16 protein-coding genes are annotated in these 15,627 nt (G+C 71.5%); 10 read left to right on the top strand and 6 right to left on the bottom strand.

The genetic code is table 11. The features are described from left to right. Window positions 1–21: 21 nt before the first annotated feature. Window positions 22–744: a lysophospholipid acyltransferase family protein gene (locus ACFU5K_RS02875; RefSeq protein ID WP_384055892.1), complete on the bottom strand. Its 723-nt coding sequence runs from the start codon at window positions 742–744 to the stop codon at window positions 22–24. A 219-nt stretch (window positions 745–963) separates the two neighbouring features. Here ACFU5K_RS02875 and ACFU5K_RS02880 point away from each other — a divergent pair, with 219 nt between their 5' ends. From ACFU5K_RS02880 to ACFU5K_RS02900, 5 genes are all read left to right on the top strand, one after another. Further along, complete coding sequence (locus ACFU5K_RS02880; RefSeq protein ID WP_384055896.1) at window positions 964–1,290, top strand: TlpA family protein disulfide reductase; 327 nt, start codon at window positions 964–966, stop codon at window positions 1,288–1,290. Between the two features lie 196 nt (window positions 1,291–1,486). Beyond that, window positions 1,487–1,993, top strand: coding sequence for a flavin reductase family protein (locus ACFU5K_RS02885; protein WP_384055899.1), 507 nt, complete (start codon window positions 1,487–1,489; stop codon window positions 1,991–1,993). Between the two features lie 200 nt (window positions 1,994–2,193). Beyond that, a complete protein-coding gene (locus ACFU5K_RS02890) occupies window positions 2,194–2,979 on the top strand; it encodes an electron transfer flavoprotein subunit beta/FixA family protein (RefSeq protein WP_384055902.1) in 786 nt (261 codons plus the stop codon). A 58-nt stretch (window positions 2,980–3,037) separates the two neighbouring features. Further along, window positions 3,038–4,000: an electron transfer flavoprotein subunit alpha/FixB family protein gene (locus ACFU5K_RS02895; RefSeq protein WP_384055904.1), complete on the top strand. Its 963-nt coding sequence runs from the start codon at window positions 3,038–3,040 to the stop codon at window positions 3,998–4,000. A gap of 169 nt (window positions 4,001–4,169) precedes the next feature. Continuing rightward, window positions 4,170–5,468, top strand: coding sequence for a DUF6986 family protein (locus ACFU5K_RS02900; RefSeq protein WP_384055907.1), 1,299 nt, complete (start codon window positions 4,170–4,172; stop codon window positions 5,466–5,468). Window positions 5,469–5,474: 6 nt separating this feature from the next. Here ACFU5K_RS02900 and ACFU5K_RS02905 read toward each other — a convergent pair whose 3' ends face one another. Next, window positions 5,475–6,503: a LacI family DNA-binding transcriptional regulator gene (locus ACFU5K_RS02905; protein ID WP_384055909.1), complete on the bottom strand. Its 1,029-nt coding sequence runs from the start codon at window positions 6,501–6,503 to the stop codon at window positions 5,475–5,477. A gap of 183 nt (window positions 6,504–6,686) precedes the next feature. On the opposite strand from ACFU5K_RS02905, the gene ACFU5K_RS02910 reads away from it, so the two are divergent. Beyond that, complete coding sequence (locus ACFU5K_RS02910; protein WP_384055912.1) at window positions 6,687–7,655, top strand: ROK family protein; 969 nt, start codon at window positions 6,687–6,689, stop codon at window positions 7,653–7,655. A 54-nt stretch (window positions 7,656–7,709) separates the two neighbouring features. On the opposite strand, the gene ACFU5K_RS02915 is transcribed toward ACFU5K_RS02910, so the two are convergent. Beyond that, window positions 7,710–7,895: a hypothetical protein gene (locus ACFU5K_RS02915; RefSeq protein ID WP_384055914.1), complete on the bottom strand. Its 186-nt coding sequence runs from the start codon at window positions 7,893–7,895 to the stop codon at window positions 7,710–7,712. Window positions 7,896–8,094: 199 nt separating this feature from the next. On the opposite strand from ACFU5K_RS02915, the gene ACFU5K_RS02920 reads away from it, so the two are divergent. Then, on the top strand, window positions 8,095–9,135 hold the full coding sequence (locus ACFU5K_RS02920) for an NUDIX domain-containing protein (RefSeq protein ID WP_384055917.1): 1,041 nt from the start codon (window positions 8,095–8,097) through the stop codon (window positions 9,133–9,135). Between the two features lie 147 nt (window positions 9,136–9,282). Here ACFU5K_RS02920 and ACFU5K_RS02925 read toward each other — a convergent pair whose 3' ends face one another. Then, window positions 9,283–10,647: a dipeptidase gene (locus ACFU5K_RS02925; protein WP_384055920.1), complete on the bottom strand. Its 1,365-nt coding sequence runs from the start codon at window positions 10,645–10,647 to the stop codon at window positions 9,283–9,285. 194 nt (window positions 10,648–10,841) lie between these two features. On the opposite strand from ACFU5K_RS02925, the gene ACFU5K_RS02930 reads away from it, so the two are divergent. Beyond that, entirely contained in the window at window positions 10,842–12,107 is a 1,266-nt protein-coding gene (locus ACFU5K_RS02930; protein WP_384055923.1) for a geranylgeranyl reductase family protein, read from the top strand. Here the strand turns inward: ACFU5K_RS02930 and ACFU5K_RS02935 are convergent. Further along, window positions 12,091–12,546: a nitroreductase/quinone reductase family protein gene (locus tag ACFU5K_RS02935; RefSeq protein ID WP_384055926.1), complete on the bottom strand. Its 456-nt coding sequence runs from the start codon at window positions 12,544–12,546 to the stop codon at window positions 12,091–12,093. The two genes, ACFU5K_RS02930 and ACFU5K_RS02935, sit on opposite strands and share 17 nt — an antisense overlap. A 140-nt stretch (window positions 12,547–12,686) precedes the next feature. Here ACFU5K_RS02935 and ACFU5K_RS02940 point away from each other — a divergent pair, with 140 nt between their 5' ends. Further along, a complete protein-coding gene (locus ACFU5K_RS02940; protein ID WP_384055928.1) occupies window positions 12,687–13,415 on the top strand; it encodes a TetR/AcrR family transcriptional regulator in 729 nt (242 codons plus the stop codon). Between the two features lie 168 nt (window positions 13,416–13,583). Here the strand turns inward: ACFU5K_RS02940 and ACFU5K_RS02945 are convergent, their stop codons facing one another. Continuing rightward, window positions 13,584–13,880, bottom strand: a complete 297-nt coding sequence (locus ACFU5K_RS02945) for a DUF6332 family protein (protein ID WP_384055931.1) — start codon at window positions 13,878–13,880, stop codon at window positions 13,584–13,586. A 344-nt stretch (window positions 13,881–14,224) separates the two neighbouring features. Between ACFU5K_RS02945 and ACFU5K_RS02950 the strand changes: the two genes are divergently transcribed. After that, window positions 14,225–15,439 carry an ROK family protein gene (locus ACFU5K_RS02950; protein WP_384055934.1) on the top strand — a complete coding sequence of 405 codons (1,215 nt, stop codon included), beginning with the start codon at window positions 14,225–14,227 and terminating at the stop codon, window positions 15,437–15,439. Window positions 15,440–15,627 lie beyond the last annotated feature (188 nt).

Genomic DNA, 15,627 nt, shown 5'->3' on the forward strand with positions numbered 1-15,627 from the left:
GCACGCGTGGGTGCGGCGTCGTCAGCCGTGCTCGCGGACCTCGGCAGCTGTCGGAGCCGTACCGCCGAGGTGCGCCGGTACCCACCAGGTGTCGGTGGCGTCTTTGGGGCGTACGGGATAGGCCCGCTGTGCGGCTTCGAGGAGCTCCTGGACCCGCTCGCGCAGCCGGCGGGTGATCGCGCCCGCGTACTGGTCGGCAGGCGCTTCCATGGGCTCGCCCACGCGGATCGTGATCGGGGTGTGGCTGCGCCTGAAGTTGCGCGGGCGGCCCTTGGTCCACAGGCGCTGGGTACCCCACAGCGCCATGGGGACAAGTGGCACGCCTGCCTCCTGGGCGAGCCGTGCCGCGCCCGACTTGAAGCTCTTGAGCGTGAACGACTGCGAGATGGTCGCCTCGGGGAACACACCGACGATCTCACCCGAGCGCAGGGACGCGAGTGCGTGCGCGTAGGCGTCCTCGCCCTGCGCCCGGTCCACGGGGATGTGCTTCATGCCGCGCATCAGGGGGCCGGAGACCTTGTGGCGGAACACCGAGTCCTTCGCCATGAAGCGGACGAGCCGCTTCTGCGGCAGGGCGCCGAGTCCGGAGAAGATGAAGTCCAGATAGCTGATGTGGTTGCTGACCAGAACCGCGCCACCGGTCTTCGGGATGTGCTCCGAACCCTGGGTGTCGATCTTCAGGTCGAGCGCCTTGAACAGCGTGCGTGCGGCGCCGATGACCGGCCGATAGACGAGCTCTGCCATCTGGATGAAGACCCTTCGTCAATGCCTGGGGAGGGTTCCCCCCGCGGAAGTTACGCAGCCGTAGGTTTTCGGCATTGTGGCGATGGTGCCCCATGCGCGACGCCGTGGCCAGCCCCAAAGGCCCCCTGGCGAGAGATTCTCGTCACGTGAAACCTCCGGGAATGTAATACGCCCGCCGGGTGCTGACGTTCTGCGCAGAGCTCCGGGAGGGGATCAGGGATGGACGGGCCGAAGGCCGACGGCACACTGGACGCGGCCCGACTGGGTGCGGAACTCGGGGACAGGGCGACCCTCGTGCAGTTCTCGAGCGCGTTCTGTCAGCCGTGCCGTGCTACCCGGCGCGTCCTTGCCGAAGTTGCCGGGATGGTCGAGGGGGTCGTGCACGTCGAGGTCGACGCCGAGGCCCGTCTCGAGCTGGTCCGCAGCCTTCGCATCAGCCGGACGCCCACCGTCCTGGTGCTCGATGCGGCCGGCCGCGTGGTCCGGCGGGCGACGGGGCAGCCGCGCACCGCGGATGTCGTCGCCGCGCTGGGGCAGGCGATGTGACAGGCCGTGACGCATCTCCCACATGACGGGACGCACTTGACTGTGTACACAACGAATCGTCAGTCTGACGACATGCCGCCGGAACTCCTTCTCGCCCGGCGGGTCCACGTCGACCTCGTGCGCCACGCGGGTGCGCGCTGTCCGGGTGCCTGGCCTGCCCACGGCCCCGTACGCACTCTCCCAGAAGGACTTCTCCATGACGGCCTCGCCCAGCCTCGGCACTCCCCGGACAGCTGTACCCGAGCTCCTGCGATCCGTGTTCCGGCAGCACGCCGCGGGAGTGGCGGTGATCACGGCCGCGGGTGACAAGCCCGTCGGCTTCACGGCGACGTCCCTCAACTCCGTAGCCGCCGAACCGCCGCTCATCTCCTTCGGGGTGGGCACGGCGTCCTCCAGCTGGCCCGTCGTCGGGGAGGCGGAGCACATAGGCGTGCACCTGCTCGGCGAGGACCAGCAGGAACTCGCGGCGACCTTCGCCCGCAGCGGTGCCGACCGGTTCGGGCCGGCCACCCGCTGGCGCGGGGGGCCGGAGGGCGTGCCCCTGCTCGACGGGGTGGTGGCATGGCTGGTCTGCCGTGTGGTGGCCAGGATTCCGGCGGGCGACCACCGCATCGTGATCGCCGAGGTGGAGTCGGGGGACCCGTCCGGGGGCGGCAGGCCGCTGGTCTACCACCAAGGCCGTTTCACGGCTCTGCGAGACTGAGGGCGAGCGGGACGGTGCAGGGGCGGGCCTGGTTGGCTACGTCACAGTTCCAAGCGCTTGCTTATGGGTAACGTACTGGGTGTACTGGCGAGTAATATTCAGCTGGGGGCACGGTCTCCCGACCGGGAACCGCCCGATGAGGCGCCTATGCTGCGTGCAACAAGGCAGCCCAGAAATGACGATGCAGTAGGAGAGCCGGCGTGAGCTTGAGGATCGTTGTCTGTGTGAAGTACGTGCCCGACGCCACCGGCGACCGGCATTTCGCCGATGACCTGACCCTGGACCGTGACGACGTCGACGGTCTGCTGTCGGAGCTCGACGAATACGCCGTCGAGCAGGCACTGCAGATCGCCGACGAGGCGGACGACGCGGAGATCACCGTGCTCACGGTGGGCCCCGAGGACGCCAAGGACGCGCTGCGCAAGGCGCTGTCGATGGGCGCCGACAAGGCCGTCCACGTCGAGGACGACGACCTGCACGGCACCGACGTCATCGGCACCTCGCTGGTGCTGGCCAAGGCCGTCGAGAAGACCGGTTACGACCTGGTCATCTGCGGCATGGCGTCGACGGACGGCACCATGGGCGTCCTTCCGGCGCTGCTCGCGGAGCGCCTCGGCGTCCCGCAGGTCACGCTGCTCTCCGAAGTCTCGGTCGGGGGAGGCTCGGTCAGGGGCCGCCGCGACGGTGACACCGCGAGCGAGCAGCTCGAGGCGGCCCTCCCCGCAGTGGTCTCCGTGACCGACCAGTCGGGCGAGGCCCGCTACCCGTCGTTCAAGGGCATCATGGCGGCCAAGAAGAAGCCGGTCGAGTCCCTGGACCTCGAGGACCTCGAGATCGAGGCGGACGAGGTCGGGCTGGGCGGCTCCTGGACCGCGGTCGACTCCGCGGCCGAGCGTCCTGTTCGCACGGCGGGCACGATCGTCAAGGACGAGGGTGAGGGCGGCAAGCAGCTGGCCGAGTTCCTCGCGGGCCAGAAGTTCATCTGAGCCCCGGTCGTCCCCTCCACCGCCCCGCACCACCTCGCACGCAGGAGATTGAAGTCCCATGGCTGAAGTTCTCGTCTATGTCGACCACGTGGACGGTGCCGTCCGCAAGCCCACCCTGGAGCTGCTGACGCTCGCCCGCCGCATCGGCGAGCCGGTCGCCGTCGCTCTCGGCAACGGTGCGGCCGACACCGCCGCCGCACTCGCCGAGCACGGTGCGGTCAAGGTGCTCACCGCCGACGCTCCGGAGTTCTCCGACTACCTCGTCGTACCGAAGGTGGACGCCCTCCAGGCCGCCTACGACGCGGTGTCCCCGGCGGCCGTGCTCCTTCCCTCCTCCGCGGAGGCCAAGGAGATCGCCGCTCGCCTCGCGCTGCGCATCGGCTCCGGCATCATCACCGACGCCGTCGACCTGGAGGCCGGCGCCGAGGGGCCGGTCGCGACGCAGTCCGCGTTCGCCGCCTCGTACACCACGAAGTCCCGTGTCTCCAAGGGCGTTCCGGTCATCACGGTCAAGCCGAACTCGGCCGCCGTCGAGGCCGCCCCGGCCGCGGGTGCCGTCGAGGCCCTCGCGGTCTCCTTCTCCGCGACGGCGACCGGCACCAAGGTCCTCTCGCGCACGCCGCGCGAGTCGACCGGGCGCCCGGAGCTGACGGAGGCCGCGATCGTCGTCTCCGGCGGCCGTGGTGTCAACGGTGCGGAGAACTTCGCGATCATCGAGGCGCTCGCCGACTCCCTCGGTGCGGCTGTCGGTGCCTCGCGCGCCGCTGTCGACGCCGGCTGGTACCCGCACACCAACCAGGTGGGCCAGACCGGCAAGTCCGTCTCGCCGCAGCTGTACATCGCCTCGGGCATCTCCGGCGCGATCCAGCACCGCGCCGGCATGCAGACCTCGAAGACCATCGTCGCGGTCAACAAGGACGCCGAGGCGCCCATCTTCGACCTCGTCGACTACGGCGTCGTCGGCGACCTGTTCGCCGTGGTCCCGCAGCTCACCGACGAGGTCAAGTCCCGCAAGGGCTGACCCGGCGGAAGTCTTGCCCGTACGACGGCCTGGGGCCGCGTGGTGTTCTCCACCGCGCGGCCCCAGGCCGTTTCCGATCACCATTGACGAGGAACCGGGAGACTTATAACTTCACTATGCGGATTAAAGATTCCGGGAAGCGGAAGTAGCGACACTGGAGGGTACGGCCATGGGTCAGCAGGAGAAGGTGGCGACGAGCCTCGCCGGCGCGGTCGGTGAGGAGATCAGCGCCTCCCTCGCGGGTGTCGACGCCGAACTCGCCCGCCGTTACCCGGGAGACCCCGGGACGCGCCAGCCGGTCCACACCGTCTACGTACCCGCCGACGCCTTCACCGCGACCACCATCCGCAGCTGGGGCGACCGGGCCCTCGCGGCGCTCGACGAGCACGCCGCCGACGCCGGCACCTTCGCCTCGGTCCTCGGGATTCCGCGGGAGCTCGCAGCGCCCGTTTACGACCGTGTTCGCGCCAAGCTGGAGCGCGAGCCCGTCGAGGACATCCGGATCGACTTCGAGGACGGCTACGGGCCGCGTCCGGACGCCGAGGAGGACGAGGCCGCGGCCCGCGCGGCCCGGCTGGTCGCCGAGGCGTACGCCGACGGGACGGCCGCGCCGTACATGGGCATCCGCATGAAGTGCATGGAAGCCGCCGTGCGCGACCGCGGTATCCGCACAACGGACATCTTCCTGACCGGCCTCATGCGGGCCGGAGGCCTTCCTGACGGGCTCGTCCTGACGCTGCCCAAGGTGACCTACCCCGAACAGGTCACCGCCTTCGTGCGGATCCTGGAGGCCTTCGAGCAGGCTCACGGTCTGCCTGCCGGGCGCCTCGGGTTCGAGATCCAGATCGAGACCAGCCAGTCGATCCTCGCCGCCGACGGCACCGCCGCCGTCGCCCGCATGATCGACGCCGCCCGTGGCCGGGCGACCGGCCTGCACTACGGCACCTTCGACTACAGCGCCTGCGTGGGCGTCAGCCCGGCCTACCAGGCGAGCGACCACCCCGCCGCCGACCACGCCAAGGCCGTCATGCAGGTCGCCGCCGCGGGTACCGGAGTGCGCGTCTGCGACGGCTCCACCAACGTGCTCCCGGTCGGATCCGTCCAGCAGGTCCACGACGCCTGGCGCCTCCACCACGGCCTCACCCGCCGCGCTCTGGCCCGCGCCTACTACCAGGGCTGGGACATGCACCCGGGCCACCTGCCCACGCGTTACGCGGCCGTATACACCTTCTACCGCGAGGGGCTGGGCCAGGCCGCCTCCCGGCTCGCCGCCTACGTGGCCAAGGCCGGCGGCGACGTCATGGACGAGCCGGCCACCGCCAAGGCGCTCAGCGGCTATCTGCTGCGGGGTATCGACTGCGGCGCCCTGGACGCCGCGGAGGTCGAGACGGCGACCGGTCTGACCCGGGAAGACGTCGACACCTTCGCGTCGCCGCGCCGCGGCGCGCTGACCGTGAAGGCGCCGTAAGCGACATCAGGCCGGCGGCAGTTCCCCCGAGCCGCGGGGAATCAGCCGGGTCGGGAGCTCCACCCTGGCCGGCGGGTGGCCCGCGCCGTCCAGGCGGCGGAACAGGTGCTCCGCCGCGGTCCGGCCGACCGCCGCGGCGTCCTGCGAGATCACCGTGATGCCGAGCAGGTCGGCGAGCTCGATGTCGTCGAAGCCGACCAGCGCGATCCGGCGGTCGCACTCGGCGAGGACGCGTACGGCGGTGACGGTCACCCGGTTGTTGCCCGAGAAGAGTGCGGTCACCGGCTCGGGGCCGGACAGCATGGTCTCCACGGCTGCCCTCACCCGGTCGGGGTCGGTCGGTCCGAGGGACACCCAGGAGTCCTGAACCTCTATCCCGGCTTCCGTCAGGGCCGCGTGGTAGCCCCGCAGCCGCTCCGTCGCGGTGTGGATGCGCGGCTGGTCGCCGACGAAGCCGATCCGGCGGTGGCCGTGCGCCACGAGATGAGCGACGCCCTCGCGGGCGCCACCGAAGCTGTCCGAGAGGACCATGTCAGCATCGACCCGGCCCGCCGGGCGGTCGACGAAGACGGTGGCGATGCCGGCCTTCATCTCGGGCTCCAGATAGCGGTGGTCGTCGCCCGCGGGAATCACGATCAGTCCGTCGACCCGGCGGGCGCACAGTGCGAGGACGAGCTCCTGCTCGCGGTCCGGGTCCTCGGCGCTGGAGCCGTTGATCAGCAGGGCCCCGTGGGCACGGGCCACCTCCTCCACGGCGCGGCTCAGCGGCCCGTAGAAGGGGTCGGCGAGATCTTCCAGGACCAGGCCGATGGAGGCGGTGCGCCCCTTGCGCAGAACCCGCGCGCTGTCGTTCCGGCGGAAGCCCAGGGCGTCGATCGCCTCCTGCACGCGGCGTTCCGTGTCGGGAGTGACCCCGGGTTCGCTGTTCACCACGCGGGAGACCGTCTTGAGGCCCACTCCGGCTCTGGCCGCCACGTCCTTCATGGTCGGCCTGTTGCCGTAGCGGGACTCGGGATGACGGGTGGTCTCGGCCACGGTGTGCTGTCCTGTCGTCGGGAACGGGTGTTTCGGGCGACTCTCCCGCGGTGCCGGGGAGGTCCGGAAGCTGTGGCGTCGAGCATAGGGCCTGGACAACGTTGTCAACAGAATGGAGACTGGGGAGGACCCCCGACCGAAGTCGCAGGTCCTGCCCCTCACCCCTCCGGAGAGTCCACACCGATGCATACCGACCTCGTCGCCGCGCTCGACATCGGCGGCACCAAGATCGCCGGCGCGTTGGTGGACGGAAGCGGGTCCCTCCTCGTACGCGCGCAGCGGCCGACCCCCGCGCGGGAAGGTGCCGAGTCGGTCATGGGTGCCGTGGGTGACGTCCTGTCGGAACTGACCGCCTCCCCCCTGTGGCACCGGGTGAGCGCGGTCGGCGTCGGCAGCGCGGGCCCCGTCGACGCCTCCGCAGGCACGGTCAGCCCGGTCAACGTCCCGGGCTGGCGCGGCTTCCCGCTGGTCGACCGGGTCGCCGCCGCGACCGGCGGGATGCCGGTCTCGCTGGTCGGCGACGGGGTCGCGATGACCGCGGCCGAGCACTGGCTCGGCGCCGCCCGCGGCTACGACAACGCGCTGTGCCTGGTCGTGTCCACCGGAGTCGGTGGCGGGCTCGTCCTCGGCGGAAAGCTCCACCCCGGCCCTTCGGGCAACGCCGGTCACATCGGTCACATCAGCGTCGACCTGGACGGCGACCTCTGCCCGTGCGGCGCGCGTGGGTGCGTGGAACGCATCGCCAGTGGGCCCAACATCGCCCGGCGCGCCCTGGAGAACGGCTGGCGTCCGGGACCCGACGGCGACGACACGGCGGCGGCGGTGGCCGCCGCGGCGCGGGCCGGGGACCCGGTCGCGGTCGCTTCCTTCGGCAGAGCCGCCCAGGCACTGGCCGCCGGGATCGCCGCCACCGCCACGCTGGCGGACATCGACATCGCGGTGATCGGCGGGGGAGTGGCCGGTGCCGGTGAGGTGCTCTTCGCGCCGCTGCGCAAGGCTCTGCGCGATTACGCCACGCTCTCCTTCGTCCAGGGCCTCACGGTGACCTCCGCGGTGATGGGCACGGACGCTGGGCTGGTGGGCGCGGCGGCCGCGGCCTCGATCCTCCGGCCCGCCGCGGTGAACGGGGTACGGGCCGCGGCCAGGCAGTAGGTCCGGAGCCGGGTGCCAGGGGGCGAGGCGGCTCAGCAGCCCTGCAGTGCCGGATCAGCGTGGCCTGCGGCCCCGGTCCGCCGTCTGCTGGGGCACCACCACGAGGAACGCGTCCTTTTCCAGATCCATCACGACCTCCGCGGCCAACCCCTCGCCGCGACGTGCGGCGGCGAACTCCTCCGCGGGCCGGCTGCCCCGCGGCCCCCCTGCGGGAAACTGCTCGAGTACCGTGCGGCGCACCGCGCACCCCCGTTCGTCGTTCCTGTGGCTATCCGCTCCAACGACGCCCGCCGTCCCCCGTTACGGGCCGCACGGCCGCACGCGCTCGTACAGTGGGACGCTCCCGGCTGCCGCCCCGGCGCAACCGCACCGCCCCCACGGGGTTTCCGCAGCGGGGTGTTGCGGGCAAGCCACAGGGGGCTACGGAAGAGGGGGACCCGTGATCGTCTGGATCAACGGTGCGTTCAGCGCGGGCAAGACCAGCGCCGCTTGCGAACTGATCGATCTGATCCCGAACAGCACGCTGTACGACCCCGAGCTGATCGGCGGTGGACTGCGCCGGATGCTGCCCCAGAAGAAACTCGCGGAGGTGACCGACTTCCAGGACCTGCCGATCTGGCGGCGGCTGGTGGTCGACACGGCCGCCGCACTGCTCGCCGAGCTGTCCGGGGTGCTGGTGGTGCCGATGACCCTGCTGAGGCAGGACTACCGGGACGAGATATTCGGCGAACTCGCCTCCCGGCGCATACCCGTTCGGCATGTGCTGCTGTCAGCAGAGGAAACGATCCTGCGGCAACGGATCGCCGAGCGCGAGGAGTTCGCTGACGACCCTGGGCACAGTGAGCGCATCCGGGAATGGGCCTACGAGCACATCGAGGCCTACCGGGCGGCGCTCGGCTGGATCAAGGCCGACGCCCACACCATCGACACCAGCGCGCTCACTGCGCACGGGACGGCCGAACGCATCGCCGAGGCCCTGAGCAGCGGTCAGGCCAGGGAGTGCGGCATCGTGCAGACCCCCCCACCGAGTGCCGAGACCGTTGCGTCGGGGGTACTCCTCTTCGACGAGCAGGGCCGGGTCCTGCTCGTCGACCCCACCTACAAGCCCGGCTGGGAGTTCCCCGGCGGAGTGGTGGAGCGCGGTGAGGCGCCGGCGCAGGCCGGAGTACGGGAGGTCGCCGAGGAACTCGGGCTGAGCCTTGAGACGGTGCCCACGCTCCTGGTCGTCGACTGGGAGGCGCCCAGACCGCCGGCGTACGGAGGACTGCGCTTCCTCTTCGACGGCGGTCGGCTGCGCGCGGGGGAGGCCGCACAGCTGCTCCTGCCGGGGTCCGAGCTGCGGGGCTGGCGGTTCGTCACCGAGGAGGAGGCGGCAGGCCTGCTGCCTCCCACCCGCTTCGAGCGGCTGCGCTGGGCGCTGCGTGCCCGAGAGCGGGCCACTGTGCTGAACCTGGAGGCGGGCGTGCCGGTGGGCGGTTAGCCTCCGGCGGTCCGCCGCCGGTCACCTGCGTCGAACCGCAGCGTGGGAGGCGCGCGGTCGATTCAGGGCACGCCACCCCCGCCGGTACGTCACCCGCGCCGACGCGGTCATGCCGCCGGCCTGGCACGCGGCGGCGCGGGCACGCTGTCAGACCGCCTTGGACTCCGCGTACTTCTGCAGGAACAGCGCCTCGGCGACTGAGAGCCGCTCGAGCTCCTCGGGGGACACGCTCTCGTTCACCGCGTGGATCTGGGCCTCGGGCTCACTCAGCCCGATCAGCAGGATCTCCGCCTGCGGATACAGTCCGGCCAGGGTGTTGCACAGCGGAATGGAGCCCCCCATGCCCGAGACCTGCATCTCCTCGCCGGGGTAGGCGAGCCGCATGGCCTCGGCCATCGACGTGTACGCGGGGCTGTCGGTGTCCGCGCGGAACGGCTGCCCGTGGCCGACCTGCTCGACGGTGACCCTGGCTCCCCAGGGCGCGTGCGACTCGAGGTGGGCGGTCAGCAGCTTCGTGGCCTCGACGGCGTCCTGGCCCGGCGGCACCCGCAGGCTGATCTGGGCCCGGGCACTCGCCTGGAGGGACGGGGTGGCTCCGACCACCGGCGGGCAGTCGATGCCTACGACGGTGACCGCGGGCCTCGCCCAGATCCGGTCGGCTACCGTACCCGTGCCGATCAGTTCCACGCCGTCGATGACCTTGGCGTCCTTGCGGAACTCGTCCTCGGGGTACTGCAGCCCGTCCCACCGGGCGTCCGCGGTGAGGCCGTCCACCGTCGTCGTGCCGTCCTCGGCCCGCAGGGACGCCAGCAACTGGATCATCGCGGCCAGGGCGTCCGGGGCCGCGCCGCCGAACTGACCCGAGTGCAGATTTCCCGCGAGGGTGTCCAACTGCACCCGGAGCATGGTCATACCGCGCAGCGTGGCCGTGACGGTGGGCAGGCCGACCCGGAAGTTCCCGGTGTCGCCGATGACGACCGCGTCTGCGGCCAGGAGCTCGGGGTGCGCCTCGGCGTACCGTTCGAGCCCGCCCGTGCCCTGCTCCTCCGAGCCTTCCGCGATCACCTTGACGGAGACCGGGACGCCGCCGTTCGCCTTGAGGGCGCGCAGGGCGAGCAGGTGCATGATGAGTCCGCCCTTGCAGTCCGCGGCGCCCCGGCCGAACCAGCGGCCGTCGCGCTCCGTCAGCTCGAACGGCGGGGACAGCCACGCAGCCTCGTCCAGCGGCGGCTGCACGTCGTAGTGGGCGTAGAGCAGCACAGTGGGCGCGCCTGCCGGTCCGGGCAGGTAGCCGAACACCGACTGGGTTCCGTCGGGGGTGTCGAGGAGGGCGACGTCCTGGAAGCCGTCTTCCCGCAGCGTGTCGGCGACCCAGCCGGCCGCAGCCTCGCACTCGCTTCTGGGGAACTGCGCCGGGTCCGCCACCGACCTGAAAGCCACCAGCTCGGTCAGCTCCGCCTTGGCACGGGGCATCAGCGAGGCAACGGTCTCGGAAATCGGACGGGCGGTCATGGGCACGCTCCTGGTGGGTGCGACGTTAGGACTATGGCGCGGTGTCGGCGCGACCGTGTGCGACGCCATGGGTACGACGTTGCGTGTACGACGAATTCATGGCTGATCCTCCCACAGAGGAGCTCGGCCGCGCCGCGCCGTAGGATGCCGTGAGCAGTTGGGGTCACTGGTCGGATCGGGAGCAGAAGCACATCGTGAGCAGCGAGAACGCAGACGCCGGACGTGAGCCGGAAGAGTCGTCGTCGGTACCGCAAGAGTCGTGGGTATGGGACGTCGTCGTGGTCGGCGCGGGTCCGGCCGGAGCTTCCGCGGCGTACGCGGCAGCCGTCGCGGGGCGGCGGGTGCTGTTGCTGGAGAAGGCGGAGATCCCCCGGTACAAGACGTGCGGGGGCGGAATCATCGGCTTTTCGCGGGATTCCCTGCCTCCGGGGTTCGAACTCCCCCTGAAGGACCGGATCCACGCGGTGACCTTCTCGCTCAACGGGAAGCTGTCCCGGACCCGCAGGTCCAGGCGCATGCTCTTCGGGCTCATCAACCGGCCGGAGTTCGACGCCGGTCTGGTGCAGGAGGCGCAGAAGGCGGGCGCCGAGCTGCGTACGGGTGCCACGGTGACGCGGGTGGAGCAGCACGGCCCCGCCGTACCGGACCGCCGTACCGTCGCCGTGGTGCTGGCCGGTGGTGAGACGGTTCTCGCCCGTGCCGTCGTCGGTGCGGACGGCAGCGCCGGCCGCATAGGAGCCCATGTCGGGGTGAAGCTCGACCAGGTCGACCTCGGCCTCGAGGCGGAGATTCCGGTGCCCGCGACGGTCGCCGAGGACTGGGCCGGCCGGGTGCTCATCGACTGGGGGCCGATGCCCGGGAGTTACGGCTGGGTCTTCCCCAAGGGCGACACGCTGACCGTCGGCGTCATCTCGGCGCGCGGTGACGGCGCGGGGACGAAGCGCTATCTGGAGGACTTCGTCGGCCGGCTGGGCCTCGCCGGCTTCGAGCCGACTGTCTCCTCCGGCCATCTGACCCGGTGCCGGAGCGACGACTCGCCGCTCTCACGCGGCCGGGTGGTGGTCTGCGGTGACGCCGCCGGGCTGCTGGAACCCTGGACGAGGGAGGGCATCTCCTTCGCTCTGCGGTCCGGGCGGCTCGCCGGTGAATGGGCGGTGCGGATCGCCGAGTCGCACGACGCGGTCGACGCCCGCCGGCAGGCGCTCAACTACGCGTTCGCCATCAAGGCCGGACTCGGTGTGGAGATGAGCGTCGGGCGCCGCATGCTCCGGCTGTTCGAGCGGCGTCCCGGTCTCCTGCACGCTGTGCTGACGGGCTTCCGTCCCGCCTGGAACGCGTTCGCCGGGATCACCCGTGGAACGACCTCGCTGGCGGAGCTGGTCCGTTCGCATCCGCTGGCACAGCGGGCACTGCATGCGATGGACCGGCGGGGAGCGGACGGGGTCAGCCCTCGACCGTGATCCGGAAGACCGGGTGGTCCGGGCAGGCGGCCAGGAGTTCGGCGTCGGTCGACTTCACGGTGACGCCCTGGAAGTACTGGTTGACCTCCCAGCCCCAGCGCTTCAGGTAGGCGCGGACGATCCGCACCTTCTGCTCGTCGTCCGCGATCTCCACCGCTGTGAACACGTGGACCTTCCGGCCCACCTTCAGCTCCCCGCCGCCGGCCACTCGCATGTTGCGTACCCACTGCGAGTGGCCGCGGGCGGAGACCAGGTACTGGACGCCCTCGTAGTGGTGGGGGTTGACGGGGATGCGCTGCATCCGGCCGCTCTTGCGACCCCTTACGGACATCTCGGCGGATCCGAGAAGGCTGACGCCGTGGCGTGCGAGCCAGCCGACGATGCTGTTCATCCGCTGGACGAAGGCGTTGGCCTGGAGGTAGTACGGCTGCTGCGACATCGGTGGGCCCCTGCCGTGGAGAGAGACATTGGGAGAGCGGTGCTCTCGCTTGAGATCAGTGTGCACTGGTGCGGCGCACCAAAGCAAGAGCGGTGCTCTCTTTGTTGTCCGGTGCTCTGCTTTCATGGCACGCTGAAGCAATGAGCACCATCCGAGGAGCCAGAGAACGTGCCCGTATCGAAATCACCGCGGCGATCAAGGACGAGGCGCGGAAGCAGCTCGCCGCGGAGGGCGCGGCGAAAGTCTCCCTGCGCGCCGTCGCCCGGGAGCTCGGCATGGCCTCCTCCGCGCTCTACCGCTACTTCCCCAGCCGTGACGACCTGCTGACGGCCCTGATCATCGATGCTTACGACGCGGTGGGTGAAGCTGCGGAGGCCGCGTGGGAGGTGGCGCGTGGTACGTCGGGCGGTCACCCCGCCCGATGGGCGGCGGTAGCATGCGCCGCCCGTGACTGGGCTCTCGCCCATCCGCATGAGTACGCGCTGATCTACGGCTCTCCCGTCCCCGGCTACATCGCGCCCCAGGACACCATCGGCCCCGCATCCCGGGTCGGCCTCGTGTTCATGGGGGTCGTACGAGAGGCCCACAGTGACGATGGACTTGCCGCCCCCTCGCTCGACGCCGACCTGCGCCCCGAGGCCGAACGCATGGCGGACGAGCTGGCACCCGACCTCCCGCCCGCCGTGGTCACGGCCCTCATCGCGGCATGGGCACAGCTCTTCGGGCTGATCTCCTTCGAGCTCTTCGGTCAGTTCCACCGGGTCGTGGAGGACCGTGAGCCGTTCTTCCGGCGGGCTGCCGAGGAGCTCGGGCACTCGGTCGGACTCCTGCGCGGACGGGGTACGAGAACCAGCCGCGGGCGAACCTGACGCGGGAGCCGGCGCCCGGGCCGGAAGGCGCAGCCGGGCGACCCCCGACACCGTCCGACGAGGCGATCGCCCGCCGGCTCGTGGCCGGCCACCTCACCGCCGAGACACACGTCAGTCGCGCCACGGTCAAGCTGTGCACCAGGGCCGGTCCCAACTGGTCGTGCCCGCCTACGAGTCGGAGCTCGCATGCCCCGGCCGGCTCGGCTGAGCCGGGTGTTCGTCCTGGGCCACGGGCCCCAGCGGGAACCGCCGGAGCACATGCACCACGCGGACGGCGAACGCCGCGGCGCCCAGTGCGGCGCCGGTCCGGAGCAGCAGACGCTCGCCCGTGACCGGGAGTTCGAGGACCAACGCGGGAAGTGACACTCCGATGAAGGTGGCGACGGCCACGAAGGCTCCGCTCAGCAGGGCGTAGCCGGTCTCGATGGTTGCGGCGTCCCGCTGGGCCTGAGTGCGACGTTGCATACCCGGAGTGTCACAGGAGTGACGGTCGGCGACAAGAAGCCCTGCCCGGGCGGGCGTCCGCGGCGTCCCCGGGCCTGCGCGTGGGCTGTCGCGCCCCGGCGACGCCAGGTGATCCGAAATCTCCACGGCGGTGATCGTCCCAGAGCGTCAGGCGCCCTGCGGGTGTGCCAGCACCGGCCGGTGAGGAATCCGATCACCGGCGGCCCCAGGACCATCCCGCCGTAGCCGAGGGACAGCGACCTTTCGGCGGCGCGTGGAACAGGGTCGTCACGGTGACCGGCCGGTGAACGCCGCTGGATGCCGCGGCGTCGGCAGTGGCTCCGGATCATGGGAGACTCGCCCCCATGAACGGCAAGTCGACCACCACGCGGACGAAGTTGGAGAGGGGCCGCAGCGCGCTCGGGCCCGCCCTGGAGCTGGTCCACACCGGGCGTGCCCCCACTCGTGCCGTGCTGACCTCCGAACTCGGCGTCACCCGTGCCACCGCCGGTGCGGTGGCCGCCGAACTCGAAGCGCTCGGGCTCATCAAGGTCGACTCGAGCCCGGGGTCGGCGGCCGGTTCGCAGGGCCGCCCCTCGCACCGCCTCTCCGTCCTGGACAGCGGCCCGGTGGCCCTCGCCGCCCAGGTGCACTCCGACGGTTTCCGGGCCGCACTCGTGGGGCTCGGGGGCAGGATCGTGGCCACCGCCCCCGGCTGCGTCGCCGTCATGGCCGACCCCGCCCAGGTGCTCGGCGAGGTCGTCGAGGCCGGTGCCCGGCTGCTGCGCGAGAGCGGACTGCGCTGCGTCGGTGCAGGGCTCGCCGTACCCTCCGCCGTGGCCGAACCCGAGGGCACGGCTCTGAACCCGCTGCATCTCGCCTGGCCCGCGGGTGCGCCCGTCCGGGAGATCTTCGCCGCGTGCGTACGCGAGGTGGGCATCCACGAGCCCGCCTTCACCGGGAACGACGTCAACCTCGCCGCCCTTGCCGAGCACCGGCACGGCGCGGGACTCGGCGCGCAGCACCTGCTGTGCGTCGCCACCGGTCACCGCGGCGTGGGAGGTGCGCTCGTCCTGGACGGGCGTCTGCACACGGGGAGTTCGGGGCTCGCCCTTGAGGTGGGGCACCTCACGGTGAACCCCGAGGGGCGCCCGTGCCACTGCGGCGGACGTGGCTGCCTCGACGTCGAGACGGACCCGCTGGCCTTCCTCACCGCCGCCCGCCGGGAACCGGGCCCCGAGGAGTCCCTGCTCAAGCAGTCCGGCGACCTTCTGCGCGCCGAGTACGACGACCCGGCTGTGCGGGCGGCATCCGAGGAGCTGATCGACCGGCTCGGCCTCGGTCTCGCAGGCCTGGTCAACATTCTCAACCCGGACCGGATCATCCTGGGCGGGCTGCACCGCGACCTCCTGGAGGCCGACCCGGAGAGGCTCAGGGCCGTCGTCGCGGACCGCAGCCTCTGGGGCCGCAGCGGCAGTGTGCCCATCCTCGCCTGCACGCTCGACCACAACAGCCTGGTGGGAGCTGCCGAGTTGGCCTGGCAGCCCGTGCTCGACGACCCGCTCGCGGCCCTGGCCTGACAAGCCGGCCCTCTGGCGGGACACGACCGGCTCGCGGAGCGGGCAGGGGCCGGCCGTCTGCTCACCGGAGGACCCGGGCCAGGACCCGGGCCCGGGCCCTGGATCGGGTGAAGGCGCGACGCGCAGGAGCGCGCCGGTCCGGGGACCGGCGCGCTTGTGGCGATGCGCTCCGTCGGGGTGCCCGCGAA

This window comes from Streptomyces sp. NPDC057428 (assembly GCF_042803195.1).
Classification (GTDB): Bacteria; Actinomycetota; Actinomycetes; order Streptomycetales; family Streptomycetaceae; genus Streptomyces.